The 20,055-nt window shown below is 40.6% G+C and carries 13 protein-coding genes, 13 tRNA genes and 3 rRNA genes; 21 read left to right on the top strand and 8 right to left on the bottom strand.

Features of this window, described 5'->3' with window-relative positions; all coding sequences use genetic code 11:
• Positions 1 to 178 precede the first annotated feature (178 nt).
• Positions 179 to 1,321 (top strand): acyl-CoA dehydrogenase family protein, encoded by a 1,143-nt coding sequence (locus tag ACWNMY_RS06160; RefSeq protein WP_449537367.1) that lies wholly within the window; start codon positions 179 to 181, stop codon positions 1,319 to 1,321.
• A gap of 82 nt (positions 1,322 to 1,403) precedes the next feature.
• Here the strand turns inward: ACWNMY_RS06160 and ACWNMY_RS06155 are convergent, their stop codons facing one another.
• The 4 genes from ACWNMY_RS06155 to ACWNMY_RS06140 form a co-directional block, all read right to left on the bottom strand.
• A complete protein-coding gene (locus tag ACWNMY_RS06155; protein ID WP_449537366.1) occupies positions 1,404 to 2,159 on the bottom strand; it encodes an amino acid ABC transporter ATP-binding protein in 756 nt (251 codons plus the stop codon).
• A 23-nt stretch (positions 2,160 to 2,182) separates the two neighbouring features.
• Entirely contained in the window at positions 2,183 to 2,896 is a 714-nt protein-coding gene (locus ACWNMY_RS06150; RefSeq protein ID WP_449537365.1) for an amino acid ABC transporter permease, read from the bottom strand.
• Positions 2,897 to 2,909: 13 nt separating this feature from the next.
• Positions 2,910 to 3,617: an amino acid ABC transporter permease gene (locus tag ACWNMY_RS06145; protein ID WP_449537364.1), complete on the bottom strand. Its 708-nt coding sequence runs from the start codon at positions 3,615 to 3,617 to the stop codon at positions 2,910 to 2,912.
• A gap of 137 nt (positions 3,618 to 3,754) precedes the next feature.
• Positions 3,755 to 4,627 carry a transporter substrate-binding domain-containing protein gene (locus ACWNMY_RS06140; protein ID WP_449537363.1) on the bottom strand — a complete coding sequence of 291 codons (873 nt, stop codon included), beginning with the start codon at positions 4,625 to 4,627 and terminating at the stop codon, positions 3,755 to 3,757.
• A gap of 321 nt (positions 4,628 to 4,948) precedes the next feature.
• Here ACWNMY_RS06140 and plsY point away from each other — a divergent pair, with 321 nt between their 5' ends.
• From plsY to ACWNMY_RS06120, 4 genes are all read left to right on the top strand, one after another.
• Positions 4,949 to 5,512: a glycerol-3-phosphate 1-O-acyltransferase PlsY gene (gene plsY, locus ACWNMY_RS06135; protein ID WP_449537362.1), complete on the top strand. Its 564-nt coding sequence runs from the start codon at positions 4,949 to 4,951 to the stop codon at positions 5,510 to 5,512.
• Between the two features lie 19 nt (positions 5,513 to 5,531).
• Positions 5,532 to 7,130, top strand: coding sequence for an aminotransferase class V-fold PLP-dependent enzyme (locus ACWNMY_RS06130; RefSeq protein ID WP_449537361.1), 1,599 nt, complete (start codon positions 5,532 to 5,534; stop codon positions 7,128 to 7,130).
• Between the two features lie 62 nt (positions 7,131 to 7,192).
• Positions 7,193 to 9,370, top strand: a complete 2,178-nt coding sequence (locus tag ACWNMY_RS06125; RefSeq protein WP_449537360.1) for a beta-propeller domain-containing protein — start codon at positions 7,193 to 7,195, stop codon at positions 9,368 to 9,370.
• 94 nt (positions 9,371 to 9,464) lie between these two features.
• The gene (locus tag ACWNMY_RS06120) at positions 9,465 to 10,376 is read left to right on the top strand and encodes a DMT family transporter (protein ID WP_449537359.1); all 912 of its coding nucleotides are present in this window, start codon (positions 9,465 to 9,467) and stop codon (positions 10,374 to 10,376) included.
• Positions 10,377 to 10,424: 48 nt separating this feature from the next.
• Here the strand turns inward: ACWNMY_RS06120 and ACWNMY_RS06115 are convergent, their stop codons facing one another.
• From ACWNMY_RS06115 to ACWNMY_RS06100, 4 genes are all read right to left on the bottom strand, one after another.
• Positions 10,425 to 11,381 (bottom strand): processed acidic surface protein, encoded by a 957-nt coding sequence (locus ACWNMY_RS06115; RefSeq protein WP_449537358.1) that lies wholly within the window; start codon positions 11,379 to 11,381, stop codon positions 10,425 to 10,427.
• A 117-nt stretch (positions 11,382 to 11,498) separates the two neighbouring features.
• Entirely contained in the window at positions 11,499 to 12,107 is a 609-nt protein-coding gene (locus ACWNMY_RS06110; RefSeq protein ID WP_449537357.1) for a hypothetical protein, read from the bottom strand.
• On the bottom strand, positions 12,085 to 12,630 hold the full coding sequence (locus ACWNMY_RS06105; protein ID WP_449537356.1) for an RNA polymerase sigma factor: 546 nt from the start codon (positions 12,628 to 12,630) through the stop codon (positions 12,085 to 12,087). Before ACWNMY_RS06105 ends, ACWNMY_RS06110 begins: the two co-directional genes overlap by 23 nt.
• Before the next feature lie 151 nt (positions 12,631 to 12,781).
• On the bottom strand, positions 12,782 to 12,979 hold the full coding sequence (locus tag ACWNMY_RS06100; RefSeq protein WP_449537355.1) for a hypothetical protein: 198 nt from the start codon (positions 12,977 to 12,979) through the stop codon (positions 12,782 to 12,784).
• Positions 12,980 to 13,459: 480 nt separating this feature from the next.
• Between ACWNMY_RS06100 and ACWNMY_RS06095 the strand changes: the two genes are divergently transcribed.
• The 16 genes from ACWNMY_RS06095 to ACWNMY_RS06020 all read left to right on the top strand — a co-directional run bounded on the left by ACWNMY_RS06095 (position 13,460) and on the right by ACWNMY_RS06020 (position 20,055).
• Positions 13,460 to 15,009, top strand: a 16S ribosomal RNA gene (locus tag ACWNMY_RS06095).
• A gap of 531 nt (positions 15,010 to 15,540) precedes the next feature.
• A 23S ribosomal RNA gene (locus ACWNMY_RS06090) occupies positions 15,541 to 18,474 on the top strand.
• Positions 18,475 to 18,577: 103 nt separating this feature from the next.
• Positions 18,578 to 18,693 (top strand): 5S ribosomal RNA (gene rrf / locus ACWNMY_RS06085).
• The 16S, 23S and 5S rRNA genes sit together here with 13 tRNA genes alongside, the layout of an rRNA operon.
• A 10-nt stretch (positions 18,694 to 18,703) precedes the next feature.
• Positions 18,704 to 18,779, top strand: a tRNA-Val gene (locus tag ACWNMY_RS06080).
• A 21-nt stretch (positions 18,780 to 18,800) separates the two neighbouring features.
• A tRNA-Thr gene (locus ACWNMY_RS06075) sits at positions 18,801 to 18,876 on the top strand.
• Positions 18,877 to 18,883: 7 nt separating this feature from the next.
• Positions 18,884 to 18,959, top strand: a tRNA-Lys gene (locus ACWNMY_RS06070).
• Positions 18,960 to 18,972: 13 nt separating this feature from the next.
• Positions 18,973 to 19,053 (top strand) — tRNA-Leu (locus tag ACWNMY_RS06065).
• A gap of 4 nt (positions 19,054 to 19,057) precedes the next feature.
• Positions 19,058 to 19,132: transfer RNA gene (locus ACWNMY_RS06060), tRNA-Gly, on the top strand.
• A 16-nt stretch (positions 19,133 to 19,148) separates the two neighbouring features.
• A tRNA-Leu gene (locus tag ACWNMY_RS06055) sits at positions 19,149 to 19,237 on the top strand.
• A 14-nt stretch (positions 19,238 to 19,251) separates the two neighbouring features.
• Positions 19,252 to 19,328 (top strand) — tRNA-Arg (locus ACWNMY_RS06050).
• Positions 19,329 to 19,331: 3 nt separating this feature from the next.
• A tRNA-Pro gene (locus ACWNMY_RS06045) sits at positions 19,332 to 19,408 on the top strand.
• 18 nt (positions 19,409 to 19,426) lie between these two features.
• Positions 19,427 to 19,502 (top strand) — tRNA-Ala (locus tag ACWNMY_RS06040).
• 26 nt (positions 19,503 to 19,528) lie between these two features.
• Positions 19,529 to 19,605: transfer RNA gene (locus tag ACWNMY_RS06035), tRNA-Met, on the top strand.
• Positions 19,606 to 19,619: 14 nt separating this feature from the next.
• Positions 19,620 to 19,696, top strand: a tRNA-Ile gene (locus tag ACWNMY_RS06030).
• A gap of 18 nt (positions 19,697 to 19,714) precedes the next feature.
• Positions 19,715 to 19,807 (top strand) — tRNA-Ser (locus ACWNMY_RS06025).
• 171 nt (positions 19,808 to 19,978) lie between these two features.
• Positions 19,979 to 20,055 (top strand) — tRNA-Met (locus ACWNMY_RS06020).

The raw sequence follows: 20,055 nt of genomic DNA, 5'->3' as shown, positions 1-20,055 counted from the left end.
TTTTTTTAACTTTAGTACATATAGAAAAAAAATACAATAGAAATTCCCAAAAAAATTATAAAACTTTATTGGTACAAAACATAAATAACTGTATAATAAAGGTTATATATAAAAACCGATAGGATTAGTATGTTATATGTTTCGCAATAAGAATAAAGACAAGGGTGATGATTGTATTATGAGATTTCAAGATGTAAATAGAATGGAGGAACGGCTCCAATTAATGGAGGAATTGTCCCAACGTTTTTTATCAAAGGCAGCAAAGATTGATGAAGAAATGAGTTTTCCGTTTGAAAATATTTCTGAGCTCAAAAGCTCTGGATATACCTCATTAACCTTACCAAAAGAATATGGTGGGGAAGGAATCTCTCTTTATGACTTTGTTCATTTTCAAGAGTATATTGCAAGAGGCGATGGATCAACGGCTTTATCAATAGGTTGGCACATGGGAATCGTTAAAGATCTTGGAGAAAAAAAGCCGTGGAAAGAATCAATGCTACAGATGGTATTTAGGGATGTTAAGGATGGGGCACTAATAAATAATTGTGCATCAGAGCGACAAACCGGGAGTCCCACTCGTGGAGGGAAGCCTACAACAACTGCTGTGAAAGAAGGTGGCAGGTGGGTAATTAACGGCGTAAAAACCTTCTCAACTATGTCTCCAATACTCGATTATTTTAACGTGACAGCGACGATTCCAGAAAGTGATGAAGTGGGTTTTTTCTTAATCCCTAAATCTAGTGCAGGATTAGAAATAGAAGAAACCTGGGATAGTATCGCCATGCGAGGGACAGGAAGTCATGATTTAGTATTAAATAACGTCAAAGTGGATGAAGAATATCTAGTCCAATTGGCTGAACCTGGTCAAAGGAGCGCATCCGGATGGTTACTTCATATTCCAGCTTGCTACCTGGGCATAGCACAAGCTGCCCAATCCTATGCGATTAATTTCGCAAAAGACTATTCTCCAAATAGTATTAAAGGTTCCATTTTTGACTTACCAAATGTGCAACAAAAGATAGGGGAAATGGAATTAGAATTAATGAGAGCAAGACATTTTCTACATTCGGTCGCAAAACAGTGGGACGAATCAAGTGAAGAACAACGAAATAAGTTAACACCTGAATTAGGTGCAGTAAAACTTGCTGTTACAAATGCGGCGATAGTAGTTGTAGACTTAGCTATGAGAGTAGTAGGTGCTCGGAGCTTATCACAAAAAAATCCACTGCAAAGATATTATCGTGATGTCCGCGCCGGTCTTCACAATCCTCCGATGGATGACATGACAATCATGTTACTCGCTAAAAGTGCAGGTAAATAACAAAACACAAGGCGTCTTGGCCAAGACATTGATTTATAAAAAAACTACCAATCTCTAAAATGATTGGTAGTTTTTTGAATTTTTAGATATAGTACGTATAGTCTTCTGGAAGTACTCTTTTTAAGAACTTTCGTGTTCTTTCTTCTTTTGGATGCTTAAAAAATTCATTCGGTGTTCCTTCTTCAACTACGACACCATCATCCATAAAGAGCACTCTGTTTGCCACATCCTTTGCAAACGACATTTCATGTGTAACAACCAACATTGTTGTTCCTTCTTTGGCAATATTCTTCATAACAGTTAACACTTCACCAACTAGTTCCGGGTCAAGAGCGGAGGTAGGCTCGTCAAACAAAATGATGTCAGGATTTAAAGCAACTGCTCTTGCAATACCAACACGTTGTTGCTGTCCACCTGATAGTTCACTAGGATAAGCATCGTATTTTTCTGACAGCCCTACTTTATCTAACGCTTTCCTACCAATCTCATATGCCTTTTCTTTTGGTACCTTTCTTACGACAATTAGCCCTTCTGTAACATTTTCAATTGCTGTTTTATTATTAAACAGATTATAATTTTGAAATACAAAAGCTATCTTCTGTCTGATTTCATGAATTTGTTTTCTTGAAGCTGTTTTAAGGTTCAATTCAGTTTTACCGAAAACTGCATGTCCCTGATCTGCCTTTTCTAGAAAGTTGATACAACGAAGTAAAGTTGTTTTACCAGAACCACTTGGCCCAAGGATAACCACGACATCTCCTTTGTCTATTTTTAAATCTACGCCTCTTAAAATTTCATTTTTACCGAATGATTTATGGATATTCTTTATTTCTAACATGTTTTTCGCCTCCTGCTTTTATCTCAGGCACTTGCAACTTTGAATTTTGTTAAACGTTTTTCATATCGTTTGAATGCATACTCTACTAAACTACAAATAATCAAATATATGAGGAAAATGTCAATATAAGCTTCAACATAATTGTAGCCTACATTGGCTGCCACTTGTGCTCTTAACGTTATCTCTTGCAATGACATTGCATAGCCCAAAGAGGTCGCTTTAATAAGATTGACTGTTGCCGTACAAATATTCGGTAATGCTACAACTAACGTTTGTGGAATAATGATTCTTCTAAATGCTTGTGTATTAGTTAATCCAACTGACTGAGCAGCTTCCAGTTGCCCCTTACTAACTGTACTGATAGCAGATCGAAACACTTCAATAAGAATTGCTGTCGTATTTAAGGAAAAGACAATGAAAGCGTACCAAATTGGATTGACGTCATAAACATTTGATTCAATCCCCAATTTAGTAAACAATGAATTGAGTAAAATAGGGACACTGTTGTAGATTATAAATATTTGAACGATAATCGGTGTCCCTCTTACAAATGAAACATAAACTTGTGCAAAACGATGTAAAATGGGGATCCGGTTAATCCTTGTTAAGGCCAATAAAAAACCCAATGGTAGCGCAATTAGTAGGGAAATAATTGTAATAAGTAGTGCTGTTGGAACCCCTGATAATGCTACAAAAAAAGTATCCACTAAAAATTTATAGTCAAGCCCATCTGACACGGGTCTCACCACCTTATGTAGTTTTGATCACTTGTTTTCCTTTACTAAACAGTCTTTCAAGCTTTAAGAAGAATTGTTCAATGGCAATGGAAAGGACCCAATAAATAATCGATAATCCGATATAAATCTCCAATGCATGCGCATTTATATTGCTTGCGATAATAAGGTTTGCTTTTCCCATAATATCGATTAATCCAATTGTATAGGCTAGAGCTCCTTCTTTTAGTAATTCAAGTAAGCTATTGCCGAAGTTTGGTAAGGCAACTACAAATGCCTGTGGTAAAATTATTCTCCATAAAGCCTGCGTATTAGATAGCCCAACACTTACTGCAGCTTCATATTGTCCTTTGTCAATTGATTCATACGCCGACCTAATTACTTCAGACATTAAAGCTCCAAACTGAAGTGTAAAAGTGATTACGACAAATATTGCAGTATTAAGGTCATTTAAGTTGATCCCGAAATTATCACCGATGGCTGGAAGGCCATAATACACTAAAAAAAGAAGAACAATTGATGGTGTACACCTTAAAATAGTGGTAAAGCCATGTGCAATTTTTTGAGCAATCTTATTTTTTCCTAGTTTCATAATGGCTAGGATAAAACCTAGGATTGTTCCAAACAGTACGGATAGACCAGCTATCATAAATGTTACTTTTAAAAATGGAAGTAACATTGGTATTGACTCAATTATGTAAGATGCGTCAAAATACTTTTCCAACTTTCATCACCACCCATATTTAGCAATGTATGAGATTCATAAATGTAAAAACCTGTCACATTCTACGTAGGATTGACCCCTAAAATAGAAGGTGACAAGTCATAAATACTGTTTTTTAACTTTGACTTCTTATTTTTTTATCTTTCTACAGAGTCCAATACCTCAAACAGATCTCTTCCATAAAACGTTTCGCTTAGCTCATTTGTCTTCTTCTCTTCTTTGATCTGCTTGATAGCTTTATCATACGCATCCGCAAATTCCTGTTCTTCCTTATTGAACAGAGGCCATGTTTTAATAACAGCAAACTCATTGTAAATCACATCATTCGCTAAATTATGATAGGGACCATCTTCTTCAACCACTTGTTTTTTAAATGGACCTTCAATCATGACACCACCATCTACACGACCTTCATTTACCCATTGAACAACATCAACTGAAAATTGATCACCAGCTTTTAATTTGACTGGGTTTTTAGGATTTGCTTGATTATATTCATCAATAACTGTATATTGCGCGTTGTTAGCAGCAATCGGTGCTAACGTCATCCCTGCAGATGCAAAATCTGCAAGAGATTTAATATGCTCGTTTTCTTTCTTTAATATAAGTCCAGTGCTACTAAGACCAAGGAATTCCTTAGGATAGATAAAATTCTTGGTTCTTTCCTCAGTCCAAAAAGCATTTTTTACACCTACATGGTATTTGCCTTGTTGGACACCAATTAATAAGTCTTCACTTGACGTTCCAACATATTCAAATTCGTAGTCTGTAAGTATTTCATCAACCAATTTCATCACTTCTACATCATATCCTGTTGGTTTCCCATCCTCGTCTAACCAGGAAATGGGTTTTGATGCCTGGTCATAAGCAACTTTTACCTTCCTAACATCTGAACCACTGCTGGAGGAGTCTGCCTCTGCGCCAGTGTTTGTGCTTGACCCACAACCTGCCAATAGGACTACTGCCGCCAATCCTGTTGCTACAACATGTAAAAATTTTTTCTTTATCATTGTACAAAACTCCTTTTTACTGTTTTGGGATCTCCATAAGGAATCATCTTAATCCTTAGTTAACTAATAGGATTAGTAAGATATTAGCACTTTCATTATAAACCGTCAATGCATTAGTTTTAATTTTTTGAAAATGGTTATAAGTATCTATCTTGGTTTCCAATGAGGCTTTAAAAATTAGAATTTCTTTTTGCATGTAGATGTTCAAGAGAACATATATTTCTACTAAAAAGAAGTTGTCCATTTCTAGTAAGAAAGTAATTTAAACAATAAACAATAAATGGTAAGATTTTAGTAAACCTTCGATATGGTGGTGAACGCGTGATTTATTTATATGTAGTGGCTTCCTATTTTATTGGAACCATCATGACTGCCTATGTCGTCATGATGGTAAGCAAGGGTGAGGATATTCGTAAGCTTGGGAGTGGAAATGTAGGTGCAAGGAATGCTGGTAGATTACTAGGTAAGAAAGGTTTTTTGTTAACGGCAATTGGCGATGTTGTAAAAGGGATGCTTGTTGTTGTTGGTGCGAAATACCTTGATTTTTCATTTGACGAACAAATTGTTTCATTGATTGCGGTAGTTGTAGGACATGTTTGGCCGATTACGCTTAGATTTAAAGGTGGAAAAGGGATCGCTACGGCGGCGGGTGGACTTCTTATATTGGCCTATCAGCCATTTCTAGTATTTGGACTTATTTTTCTTATCTTATTAGCTCTTTTAAGAAGTTTTACACTGGCAGGCATGACAGCGTTTTTTACATTGCCAATTATTTATTGGTTTATGAATTATTCCAACCTTGAATGTTTTCTAGTTTTTCTTGTAATTGCTATATTGTTATTTGCTCACCGTGAAAACCTTAAGGAAAAAATAAGTAAAAATTAATTAGTGGAGTGATTCGTACGTGTCATTTGTCTATAAGATTGCAAGGACAAAAGAAGAATTTAAAAAAATTCATAAATTAAACTACAAAACATTTGTGGAAGAGATTCCACAGCATGAACAAAATGAAGAACGAATGTTAATTGATAAATTTCACAATGAAAATACCTATTTAATTTGTGTGAAAAACCACGAATTAATCGGTATGATTGCGGTCCGAGGCAACCGTCCATTTTCATTAGACCATAAGCTTTCTAATTTAGAAGAGAAGCTGCCTGTGAAAATGAATAAGCCATGTGAAATTCGTCTGCTAGCAGTTGAACCAGAATATCGAAATCATGGCCGTGTATTCCTCGGGCTTGCCCAGCTAATGATTAATTATTGTTTAAATGAAGGCTATGACCTTGCTTTAATTTCTGGAACAACGAGACAGGAAAAATTATATCGTCAAATGGGTTTTAAGCCATTTGCTTCATTAACAGGAACCTCGGAGGCTTCGTTTTGGCCTATGTATTTAACGAAGCAAACCTTTGAGGAGTCATTGGCAGGAAGAATAGTTCGAGAGCCAATTAGTTTTTTACCAGGGCCAATTAAAGTTGAAGACAATGTGAAAGCGGCCCTTGAACAAAAACCGATTTCTCATCGTTCAAATGAATTTACGAGACGAATGAATACTGTTAGAGAGAAACTCTGCTGGATGACTAACTCTAAGTTTGCTGAAATTCTAGTAGGCTCAGGAACTCTAGCAAATGATGTGATTGCAGCACAACTTGCTCTATTAGGTGGAAAGGGAATAATTTTGAGCAATGGTGAATTTGGAGCAAGACTAATCGATCATGCGAATCGAGCGGGATTAGCTTTTAAAAAGCTAGAAAAAGAATGGGGTATTCCTATTAAGAGAGCTGAAATTGAACAAGAGCTACAAACTGGTGATTATAGATGGATTTGGGGAGTTCACAGTGAAACCTCAACTGGAATGCTTACAGATGTAGAGGAACTTAAGGTGCTTTGTAAAAATCATCATGTGAAACTCTGTCTTGATTGCATTAGTACAATAGGTGCCGTTCCTTTAAATTTTCAAGATGTATATTTGGCATCGGGTGTAAGTGGAAAAGCAATCGGGGGCTATACAGGTTTATCGTTTGTATTCCACAATCTTGATGTGGTGCCAAATCGATCCATTCCAAGATATCTTGATTTAGGGATGTATGCGAGTAATGATAGTATTCCCTATTCGCATTCCTCGAACATGCTAGAAGCCTTACAAGAGGCGCTTCGAAAGTATGAAAATGGTAACCATTTTAATGAAATTAAATCTCGTTATCAAATCATCCGAGAGCGAATCGAATCCATTGGGCTTCATATAGTAACACCACCTAAACATTCGTCACCGGCTATTATGACCGTTTTATTACCGGAACATATATCTTCAAAGGATTTCGGTGATGATATGGCACTTCAGGGGTACTACCTTCATTATGAAAGTAGTTATCTACAGGAAAAGAAGTGGCTACAAATCTCGTGTTTAAGCACCTATGATGATAAAACGATTCAAAAAATGTTAAAAGCCTTCGAGCTCTTGCTAGATCAATATACGAACGAGAAAAAGCCTTCTATATAGGAGGGCTTTTTTTTGTAACAAATCCTGCCAATTATCGTCTAACTGGTAAAGGGGTGTTATCAATGGGTAGAAAATGGATATTATTTATTGCGTTTCTCTTCACATTCGCAGTTATTACTGCTGTCATTACCTTTTCAAAACCAGCCATCATTAGCAAGTATGATTCAGAGATTCAGACTGTTCTTGCGAATAAAGCATGGACGATTCAATTTTCTGAGAAAATAGATAAAGCCAGTGTGGCTAAATCGTTGATATTTGTACAAGATGCAAATGGAGAGAAGGAGGATGTAACAGTAACATTAAGCTCAGATCAAAAAGCAATTACGATTCATCCCCCAAAGAACGGTTATGCTTCTGACGAGAGATATACTCTCCATATTGATAAAAATGTAAAATCCCCAGTTGGGCGTAAGTTACGTTCTGGTAAGGATATCTCTTTTGTTGTGAAGGAAGACCTTCCAACCGTTGGCAACAGAGAAAAGCTAAAAGAAATCTTTCAGACTGCCATAGCCGAGGAAAAACAAAATCAGAAATCAAGCTTCTTTTCAAGAGAATCCTCAAGTGAAGATATGGCCGTTTCTGAAGAGGCTGCTGGTGGGGACAACTCAGCAAAAAGTAGTGAAGGTCATTCAGAAACTAATACTCAAGTGAGTGGTGTTGATGAAGCAGATATTGTGAAGACTGATGGAAAACATATCTATCAAATTGTAGATGGGAAGCTAAATATTATTAAAGCGGCACCAGCTACAGATATGAAGCTCGTAGCATCCATACCTTTTACTCACTCATTTTCACCGAGCCAGATGTTCCTATATGAGAATCAACTCGTTGCAATAGGTCATTCATTTCATGGTGATACTTTTACCAACAACAAGCGTACTATGATATATCCACCTAGACACTTTGAGACAACAATGGCTATAGTGTACGACATTAAGGACCCAAGTAAGCCGAAGGAGATACGAAGAGTTGAGGTAGAGGGGCATCACGTAACATCCAGAAGAATTAACAATTACGTCTATCTAGTTGCAAATCACTATCCGAATTACTGGATCATGGAGGATATCAAGGATGATGATGTAGAATTGCGGCCTCGATACTCTGACTCGGTGTCTAGTGAGGAAAGCTCCTTCATCCCATATGAAAAGATTCAATATATGCCGGGTTCAAAAGAAACAAATTTTACCTTACTTGCAGCTTTTAATTTGGATGAACCCGAGAGTGAAGCTTCCATTACTTCTTACTTAGGTAGTGGGGATCAATTGTATATGTCTAAGGAGAACATCTATATAGCCGTTACAAACTATCATGCGATTCCATATAGAGACAGTCAATCGTACTCACCTGATACAAGTATTTACAAATTTTCAGTGGAAGGGGATCAAGTTCAATTTCATAGCTCTGCAGATGTACCTGGTACCATATTAAATCAGTTTTCTATGGATGAATACAAGGGTAATTTCCGTGTAGCAACAACCAAAGGAGATACCTGGGATGTAAACAGTCCATCGGCAAATAATCTTTTTATCTACGATGAAAATTTAAAACAAATTGGTTCATTGCAAGATTTAGCTAGGGGTGAACGTATTTATTCTGCACGGTTTATGGGAGAACGAATATACATTGTAACTTTTAAACAGGTTGATCCATTGTTTGTAATTGACGCAAGTAATCCCTCAAATCCTAATGTACTTGGAGAACTGAAAATTCCAGGCTTTAGTAACTACCTACATCCATATGATGAAAACCATCTAATTGGTTTTGGGTATGATACCAAGGTTGTAGCAGATAAATCAATTAGTGGAGAACCAAGGGTTTACACAGACGGAATAAAAATCTCCCTGTTTGATATTCAAGATGTGAATAATCCTAAGGAGAAATTTACAGAAATAATTGGCGGAAGAGGGACATATTCTTCTTTGAATTATGATCATAAGGCCCTACTATTTAGTAAAGATAAAGGAATATTTGCATTTCCAATAACTGTTTATCAAAACATAGAAGGTGCTGCATATGAACAAAAATTTGAATTTCAAGGTGCCTACGTGTATGACGTGAGTCCAGAAGGAATCCATTTAAAATCAAAACTATCACATCACGTAGGGCCGTATGAAACATGGGAAGATGAAATTCAACGTATGTTAACTATAGGCGACACACTTTATGCGCTATCACCAACTAAGATATCTGCTTATAACAGTAAGGACTACAAGAAAATAACGGAAGCGTCCTTAAGATAACATTACTTAAAAAAGGGTAGAAATTTCTTCTATCCTTTTTGTATGTATTTCTTATATACTAAGGATTAATTATATAGGAAATGAAGGGACATCAATGGATCAACCAAAAATAAATCCGTATCTCGTACTAGGTATAGGTGTAGTTGCGGTTTCTAGTTCAGCAATCTTTGTTAAACTGGCAAATGCACCAGCGCCAGTTATTGCTTTTTACAGACTTTTTTTTACAGTATTACTAATGTCACCAGTATTTTTATGGAAATACAGAAAAGAACTACGAGTCATCACAAAAAAAGACTGGCTGTTCTCAAGTATCTCAGGTGTGTTCCTTGCACTACATTTTATCTTGTGGTTTGAATCGCTAAATTACACGTCGGTAACTAGTTCTACTGTACTCGTAACAATGCAGCCTGTTTTTGCTTTTATAGGTACTTATTTCATATTTAAAGAAAAAATAAGTATGGGTGCTTTACTAAGTACTTTTCTTGCATTAGCAGGCAGTATGGTCATTAGTTGGGGGGATTTCCAGATAAGTGGAAGTGCCTTGTTTGGGGATTTCTTGGCAATTGTATCTTGTATCATGGTAACGGCTTATCTCTTATTCGGGCAAACTGTTCGAAAACGACTATCACTTGTGACATATACATTTGTCGTTTATAGCATAAGTACGATTACATTGTTTTTATATGTAGTTATCTTTAAATACCCTTTAGGCGGATACTCGAATCATGATTGGATGTATTTTTTACTTTTAGCAATTATCCCAACTCTATTAGGACATAATCTCTTTAATTGGTCGTTAAAATGGGTTAGTACGTCTACGATTTCCGTCAGTATTCTTTTTGAACCAGTCGGTGCTGCGATACTCGCATATTTTATCTTGTCTGAAAAAATCATTCTTACACAAGTTATAGGCGCAGTCATCATTGTACTAGGGATTTGGCTATATTCGGTAGGAGAAAGGAAGAAAAAACAGCAGGTCCAATTATCTGAGCAAAGTGTAAGCTAAAAACAAAAAGCCAGTTTATCAAAATTGATAGACATGGCTTTTTTCCATTTAGGCGTATTTTCGATTAATGAAAACTGTACTTACACCAATAATAATAAGTAAAGCTCCTACTATTAAAAGGTTGATATATGGATTTGCAGTTGTAGGGAGCTTATTACCTTGAACCTTGACACTCATTTCGGTTGCAAGAGTAGCGACAGTCAGAAGTTTCTCACCACGCTCAATAATAAAGTCTGATGCAAGCATTTCCTCCGACACTTTAAGATCTAAAAGATATTCGTCATTTGCTCTATATAGCTCAACTAAGAGTTCTGCACCGTCAAGGGATTCCTTTTCAAGAAGTTGATTATAAGCAATTGCTTGTTTTGCTCCATCTGTAAGTAAATAGTATCTAGGCTGTAATTCGAATATTTCAATCATTTTATCATACATAACAAGAAGTTCTTTTTGCTGTTCAGATGTTAGCCCTTCTGAATCATTGTACGAAAAGTAATGCTCTAAGTTAGAGCTGATAGACTTCATTTTCTCTTCCAGATTCAAATCATTTAGACTTAAAAAATGAAGAAATAGACCATCAATTTCATCTTGTGTTAATCCAATCTCTGAAAGCATTCTCTCAGCTTCTACTAGAACTTCTGCATGATTCACATAAAAATCAACTGTGGTCTCTAGATCTTTTATGAATAAGTAGTCTTCTACAGATTCACCAAAACCACCTAGGATATGATGTAATTCTTCTTTATCAATGTTGTGTTTTGCTAATAGAGTTTGAATGGTCTCCGAATTGACTGGTTCTCCTAGATAGGATACCAATTCATTCACATTTTCGAAGTCCTTCAAAGACAGATCGTAAACTGCCAAATAATCCTCGAGCTCATCCTCGGATAAACCAGTTTCGTTCGTGTATTGCTGTAAGTCAGTAGGAGTAACTTCTGCAGATACCCCAAACGAAAAGAACGACAGCTGGAATCCTAGGATAGCTCCAACTAATAAACACTTTTTCATTCCTCTTCCTCCAAGCCTTTATATTCATAGTTGTAGTATTTTCAACTTTTACCAAATAATTCATAGTAAGTGTGAATAGGACAAAAACATAATAAAGGCTTTAGAAATGAAAGAATATTATTTAATCTGAAATGTTTTAGCAATTTCGTGAATCATCTCAATGTCTGTATTGTAATCTATTGTCCCAAAATAACCAGGAGTATTCGCGTGAAAATATAAATCATAGATTATGTTCTTTCCGGAGGGTTCTATAAGATAATGGATAGTTTGTATGGCGTGCATTTGTTTCACATGAATAAGAACTCGTTGTGTCGGTTCCTTGAAGTCTTCAATTGCATTCTTCTCATATATCCCTGGCTGTGATAAAAGTAGTTGTTTTTCTGTTTCATCTATTTTGGTAACCCCACCAACAACGGTTCCTTCCTTCAGAAAAATATGGTTCCCTTCCTGTTCTTCAATTAAGATTTCACAAGGAAGTTTAATTGTAAATGAAGAGGGATTACTTGCAATTCTATTTTCTTTTATAAAAATGGAATGATAGGAGTAACTGCCAATCACAATTGCAAGAAAAAGAATAACTACACCCGTAAATAAAGGAATAAGATTTTTATAATGATTCTTTCTGAGACCTGCTAAGCTAATAGTTGAAATGATACGAGACCTTTGTTCTTGATTTAGCTTATGTTTGGGAAATTTACTCTCTTTACTTAGGTAAGATTCCTTCATAGTCTGCTTCATTCCTTTCGTAGTTTTGTTTGAGACTCTTTTGTAAAGCTTTAATAGCTCGATGGTAAGTTAATGAAACTTTGCTAGTTGACCAACTTAATATAGAAGCAGTTTCTTCAACGCTTAGTTCTAAAATGAGGCGCGAAACAAGCACATCCATATAAGACTTTCTAAGGGAAAGGATAGTACTGTGTATTTCTAAAAGAACTTCGTTAGAGACTATAGTTGTTATAGGATTTGAGGTATCAATTTGTAATTGCTTATTTGACACTACGCTTAAAGATAAGAATGAAAGTAATTTTTTCCGGCGACTTATATCGATTACCAAGTTTCTAGCAATTGATAGTAACCATGTTTTAGGATTTGCACGTTCTTCAAAGGAAGATAATGACTTTAACGCTTTCAAAAAAACTTCTTGGACAAGATCCTCAACATCTAACGAACCAGTATAATAAATCAGATAGTTATAAACATCATCACCATATTTGTAAAACCATTCCTCAATCTGGCAAACTCGATCCAATCAGTGAACCCCCTTAACAAAGTTGCTTTATAAATTAGACGATTAAACAATCCCCGTCTTTCATCTTAATATAAAATTTTTTAAAAAAAACCAAAAAAACTGACGTTCCAATTATGGAGGAACGTCAGCATCAAATAGGAGAAACTCAATTTTAATAAAATGAACTAGCAAAAAAGCTAAAAACAAAGGCTAAAATGATAGAAGAAACAAATGTAATAAAAGTACTTACTTCTATTTTTCCCTCATTATTACTAATTTTTAAACCCTCAATATATACATAAGAAAATAAGAATAAACACATGGATAATGATAAAAGCATTCCAAAAGCTTTAAGAAATTCAAAAAACAACACATTTCCTCCTTCCTAGACTCTTTAGTAAAATATATGACCGATTCTAGTAATTATGATTAAAATAATAGAGAATTTACGTACATCGATATAGAAAGTAATAGAGTTAATAGTAACCTGACTTGAAGGAAGAATGGAGCTACTATATAATAGAAAAACTATTACATGTATAATAAAAACAATCTAAGATTAAATCGAAAGCTAAAGTGTATTAACTTATTTAAATGAAAAACTTTTTCTAAAAAAGTATTGAAATTAAAAATAATACATGATATATTAATCTTCGTCGCCAAAACAAGCGACAAATTAAAGAGTGCTAACAGAAAAAAGTTTTCAAAAAGTGTTGACACTCATTAACGAAAATGTTATATTAGAAAAGTCGCTTCGGGGCGACAGATTAAAAAGTTCTTTGAAAACTGAACACAATACAAGCGTCAACGTTTTAATTCTAAGTAACAAATTATTGAGCAATCAATACTCTTATTGGAGAGTTTGATCCTGGCTCAGGATGAACGCTGGCGGCGTGCCTAATACATGCAAGTCGAGCGGATCTTTGGGAGCTTGCTCCCAAAGATTAGCGGCGGACGGGTGAGTAACACGTGGGTAACCTGCCTGTAAGACTGGGATAACTTCGGGAAACCGGAGCTAATACCGGATAACATATAAGACCACATGGTCTTATATTAAAAGATGGCTTTTAGCTATCACTTACAGATGGACCCGCGGCGCATTAGCTAGTTGGTGAGGTAACGGCTCACCAAGGCGACGATGCGTAGCCGACCTGAGAGGGTGATCGGCCACACTGGGACTGAGACACGGCCCAGACTCCTACGGGAGGCAGCAGTAGGGAATCTTCCGCAATGGACGAAAGTCTGACGGAGCAACGCCGCGTGAGCGATGAAGGCCTTCGGGTCGTAAAGCTCTGTTGTTAGGGAAGAACAAGTACCGTTCGAATAGGGCGGTACCTTGACGGTACCTAACCAGAAAGCCACGGCTAACTACGTGCCAGCAGCCGCGGTAATACGTAGGTGGCAAGCGTTATCCGGAATTATTGGGCGTAAAGCGCGCGCAGGCGGTCCTTTAAGTCTGATGTGAAAGCCCACGGCTCAACCGTGGAGGGTCATTGGAAACTGGGGGACTTGAGTGCAGAAGAGGAGAGCGGAATTCCACGTGTAGCGGTGAAATGCGTAGAGATGTGGAGGAACACCAGTGGCGAAGGCGGCTCTCTGGTCTGTAACTGACGCTGAGGCGCGAAAGCGTGGGGAGCGAACAGGATTAGATACCCTGGTAGTCCACGCCGTAAACGATGAGTGCTAAGTGTTAGAGGGTTTCCGCCCTTTAGTGCTGCAGCAAACGCATTAAGCACTCCGCCTGGGGAGTACGGTCGCAAGACTGAAACTCAAAGGAATTGACGGGGGCCCGCACAAGCGGTGGAGCATGTGGTTTAATTCGAAGCAACGCGAAGAACCTTACCAGGTCTTGACATCCCATGACAACTCTAGAGATAGGGCTTTCCCTTCGGGGACATGGTGACAGGTGGTGCATGGTTGTCGTCAGCTCGTGTCGTGAGATGTTGGGTTAAGTCCCGCAACGAGCGCAACCCTTGATCTTAGTTGCCAGCATTCAGTTGGGCACTCTAAGGTGACTGCCGGTGACAAACCGGAGGAAGGTGGGGATGACGTCAAATCATCATGCCCCTTATGACCTGGGCTACACACGTGCTACAATGGATGGTACAAAGGGCAGCGAAACCGCGAGGTTAAGCAAATCCCATAAAACCATTCTCAGTTCGGATTGCAGGCTGCAACTCGCCTGCATGAAGCCGGAATCGCTAGTAATCGCGGATCAGCATGCCGCGGTGAATACGTTCCCGGGCCTTGTACACACCGCCCGTCACACCACGAGAGTTTGTAACACCCGAAGTCGGTGGGGTAACCGTAAGGAGCCAGCCGCCTAAGGTGGGACAGATGATTGGGGTGAAGTCGTAACAAGGTAGCCGTATCGGAAGGTGCGGCTGGATCACCTCCTTTCTAAGGAAAAAGTCGAAAAGTGAAGGCGACTGTACAGCCTCGACAAGTGCTGGAGCTTCTGTCGGAAAAGTCAATAGACTTTGACAGAAGAAGTGAAGCAACCTCGAGAGGCTAGGAGCCGTAACTAGACATTAGAAGTTCTACGAACTTCATAAAAAGACGCTTTGTATTGTGGTCAGTTTTGAGAGTGCTTTTTCTCTCAAAGGTAGATTTTTGCTTGTTGCAAAAATCATTGCGCTTGCGTCTACAAGATGAATCGAAGATGATTGATTCCTCAGCGCAAGGCAGCATGATGCCGAAACACTGATGATTAATCACGATGTGATTGAAGTCAGTAGCCTCGTTCCTTGAAAACTAGATAACGTAACAAAACATTCATTGAAGTAAGTAAAGTTCTTTAAAACTTAAAGGTGAACGAGAAGCGAGAAGGTCGAGGAACCGATGGAGGAATCACCGGAGCGTACTTTAGGGTACGTGAGGATGATGACGACAGCGGTGACAAAGAGATTCGACGCTTATCAAAGCCGAATAGGTTAAGTTATGAAGGGCGCACGGTGGATGCCTTGGCACTAGGAGCCGATGAAGGACGGTACTAACACCGATATGCTTCGGGGAGCTGTAAGTAAGCATTGATCCGAAGATTTCCGAATGGGGAAACCCACTGCCCGTAATGGGGTAGTATCCATACCTGAATTCATAGGGTATGAGAAGGTAGACCCGGGGAACTGAAACATCTTAGTACCCGGAGGAAGAGAAAGCAAACGCGATTTCCTGAGTAGCGGCGAGCGAAACGGAAGATAGCCCAAACCAAGAGGCTTGCCTCTTGGGGTTGTAGGACACTCTATACGGAGTTACAAAAGAACGGAGTAGACGAAGCGACCTGGAAAGGTCCGTCAGAGAAGGTAACAACCCTGTAGTCGAAACTTCGTTCTCTCTTGAGTGGATCCTGAGTACGGCGGGACACGAGAAATCCCGTCGGAAGCTGGGAGGACCATCTCCCAAGGCTAAATACTCCCTAGTGACCGATAGTGAACCAGTACCGTGAGGGAAAGGTGAAAAGCACCCCGGAAGGGGAGTGAAATAGAACCTGAAACCGTGTGCCTACAAGTAGTCAAAGCACATTTATGTGTGATGGCGTGCCTTTTGTAGAATGAACCGGCGAGTTACGATCCCGTGCAAGGTTAAGTTGAAGAGACGGAGCCGCAGCGAAAGCGAGTCTGAATAGGGCGAAATAGTACGTGGTCGTAGACCCGAAACCAGGTGATCTACCCATGTCCAGGGTGAAGTTCAGGTAACACTGAATGGAGGCCCGAACCCACGCACGTTGAAAAGTGCGGGGATGAGGTGTGGGTAGCGGAGAAATTCCAATCGAACTTGGAGATAGCTGGTTCTCTCCGAAATAGCTTTAGGGCTAGCCTCGAGTATAGAGTCTTGGAGGTAGAGCACTGATTGGACTAGGGGCCCTCATCGGGTTACCGAATTCAGTCAAACTCCGAATGCCAAAGACTTGATTCTCGGGAGTCAGACTGCGAGTGATAAGATCCGTAGTCAAGAGGGAAACAGCCCAGACCACCAGCTAAGGTCCCAAAGTATACGTTAAGTGGAAAAGGATGTGGAGTTGCTTAGACAACCAGGATGTTGGCTTAGAAGCAGCCACCATTTAAAGAGTGCGTAATAGCTCACTGGTCGAGTGACTCTGCGCCGAAAATGTACCGGGGCTAAACGTATCACCGAAGCTGTGGATTGTTCTTACGAACAATGGTAGGAGAGCGTTCTAAGTGCAGCGAAGTCAGACCGGAAGGACTGGTGGAGCGCTTAGAAGTGAGAATGCCGGTATGAGTAGCGAAAGAGGGGTGAGAATCCCCTCCACCGAATGCCTAAGGTTTCCTGAGGAAGGCTCGTCCGCTCAGGGTTAGTCGGGACCTAAGCCGAGGCCGAAAGGCGTAGGCGATGGACAACAGGTTGATATTCCTGTACCACCTCTTTACCGTTTGAGCGATGGAGGGACGCAGGAGGATAGGGTAAGCGCGCTGTTGGATATGCGCGTCCAAGCAGTTAGACTGGTAAGTAGGCAAATCCGCTTACCGCGAAGGTTGAGCTGTGATGGCGAGGGAAATATAGTACCGAAGTTCCTGATTCCACACTGCCAAGAAAAGCTTCTAGCGAGGTAAATGGTGCCCGTACCGCAAACCGACACAGGTAGGCGAGGAGAGAATCCTAAGGTGATCGAGAGAACTCTCGTTAAGGAACTCGGCAAAATGACCCCGTAACTTCGGGAGAAGGGGTGCTTTTTAGGGTGAATAGCCCTGAAAAGCCGCAGTGAATAGGCCCAGGCGACTGTTTAGCAAAAACACAGGTCTCTGCGAAGCCGCAAGGCGAAGTATAGGGGCTGACACCTGCCCGGTGCTGGAAGGTTAAGAGGAGGGGTTAGCTCTAAGCGAAGCTCTGAATCGAAGCCCCAGTAAACGGCGGCCGTAACTATAACGGTCCTAAGGTAGCGAAATTCCTTGTCAGGTAAGTTCTGACCCGCACGAAAGGTGTAACGATCTGGGCACTGTCTCAACGAGAGACTCGGTGAAATTATAGTACCTGTGAAGATGCAGGTTACCCGCGACAGGACGGAAAGACCCCGTGGAGCTTTACTGCAGCCTGATATTGAATTTTGGTACAGCTTGTACAGGATAGGTAGGAGCCTTGGAAGCCGGAGCGCTAGCTTCGGTGGAGGCGTCGGTGGGATACTACCCTGGCTGTATTGAAATTCTAACCCGAAGGCCTTATCGGCCTTGGAGACAGTGTCAGGTGGGCAGTTTGACTGGGGCGGTCGCCTCCTAAAAAGTAACGGAGGCGCCCAAAGGTTCCCTCAGAATGGTTGGAAATCATTCGTAGAGTGTAAAGGCACAAGGGAGCTTGACTGCGAGACCTACAAGTCGAGCAGGGACGAAAGTCGGGCTTAGTGATCCGGTGGTTCCGCATGGAAGGGCCATCGCTCAACGGATAAAAGCTACCCCGGGGATAACAGGCTTATCTCCCCCAAGAGTCCACATCGACGGGGAGGTTTGGCACCTCGATGTCGGCTCATCGCATCCTGGGGCTGTAGTCGGTCCCAAGGGTTGGGCTGTTCGCCCATTAAAGCGGTACGCGAGCTGGGTTCAGAACGTCGTGAGACAGTTCGGTCCCTATCCGTCGTGGGCGTAGGAAATTTGAGAGGAGCTGTCCTTAGTACGAGAGGACCGGGATGGACACACCGCTGGTGTACCAGTTGTTCTGCCAAGGGCATCGCTGGGTAGCTATGTGTGGAAGGGATAAGTGCTGAAAGCATCTAAGCATGAAGCCCCCCTCAAGATGAGATTTCCCATAGTGTTAAACTAGTAAGATCCCTCGAAGATGACGAGGTTGATAGGTCAGAGGTGTAAGCATGGTGACATGTGTAGCTGACTGATACTAATCGATCGAGGACTTAACCAAATCATTTCAATGAATGAAATTATGTTATCTAGTTTTGAAGAAATGAAAAATTCTTCTTGATTTTTGTAGAAAAGATAGTATAATATATCTTGTCTCTACTTTATCTAGTGACGATAGCGAAGAGGTCACACCCGTTCCCATACCGAACACGGAAGTTAAGCTTCTCAGCGCCGATGGTAGTTGGGACTTTGTCCCTGTGAGAGTAGGACGTCGCTAGGTTGGAAGAGATGGAGGATTAGCTCAGCTGGGAGAGCACCTGCCTTACAAGCAGGGGGTCGGCGGTTCGATCCCGTCATCCTCCACCATATGTACTACCTATATAATATGCCGGTGTAGCTCAGTTGGTAGAGCAACTGACTTGTAATCAGTAGGTCGTGGGTTCGACTCCTATCGCCGGCACCATTTGTGAGAGCCATTAGCTCAGTTGGTAGAGCATCTGACTTTTAATCAGAGGGTCGAAGGTTCGAGTCCTTCATGGCTCACCATTTTAATTAATATGCGGGTGTGGCGGAATTGGCAGACGCGCTAGACTTAGGATCTAGTGTCTTTGACGTGGGGGTTCGAGTCCCTTCACCCGCATTATGCGGAAGTAGTTCAGTGGTAGAACACCACCTTGCCAAGGTGGGGGTCGCGGGTTCGAATCCCGTCTTCCGCTCCAGAACTTCATTTTAAATGCCGGGGTGGCGGAACTGGCAGACGCACAGGACTTAAAATCCTGCGGTAGGTGACTACCGTACCGGTTCGATTCCGGTCCTCGGCACCATATTAATAAGTAATGCGCCCGTAGCTCAATTGGATAGAGCGTCTGACTACGGATCAGAAGGTTATGGGTTCGACTCCTTTCGGGCGCGCCATTACGGGAAGTAGCTCAGCTTGGTAGAGCACTTGGTTTGGGACCAAGGGGTCGCAGGTTCGAATCCTGTCTTCCCGACCATCTAAATAATAATGTTTTGGGGCCTTAGCTCAGCTGGGAGAGCGCCTGCCTTGCACGCAGGAGGTCAGCGGTTCGATCCCGCTAGGCTCCACCAAAAACCTTAACAGTATTCTTAATTATGGCGGTGTAGCTCAGCTGGCTAGAGCGTACGGTTCATACCCGTGAGGTCGGGGGTTCGATCCCCTCCGCCGCTACCATTTTAAATACTAGAGGACCTTTAGCTCAGCTGGTTAGAGCAGACGGCTCATAACCGTCCGGTCGTAGGTTCGAGTCCTACAAGGTCCACCATTTTCAACTTTCTTATACGGAGGAATACCCAAGTCCGGCTGAAGGGATCGGTCTTGAAAACCGACAGGGGTGTTAAAGCCCGCGGGGGTTCGAATCCCTCTTCCTCCGCCATATTTACTTAATGACTTATAATTCTTATTTTCGCGGGGTGGAGCAACGAGCATTGCTTCGTCGAATAAACTGCGAGTTGTCCCGACGGATAAACTTCCTGCTTAGGCTAGCAGAGGAAGGGACAGTCATTAGAAGCTTGGCGCATACAGTACAATTTATAATTCTTATTATCGCGGGGTGGAGCAGTCTGGTAGCTCGTCGGGCTCATAACCCGAAGGTCGCAGGTTCAAATCCTGTCCCCGCAACCA

The organism is Ferdinandcohnia sp. Marseille-Q9671 (genome assembly GCF_976954385.1).
Note: the sequence above shows the minus strand (reverse complement) of the source record. Positions and strands in the feature narration are given on the sequence as shown.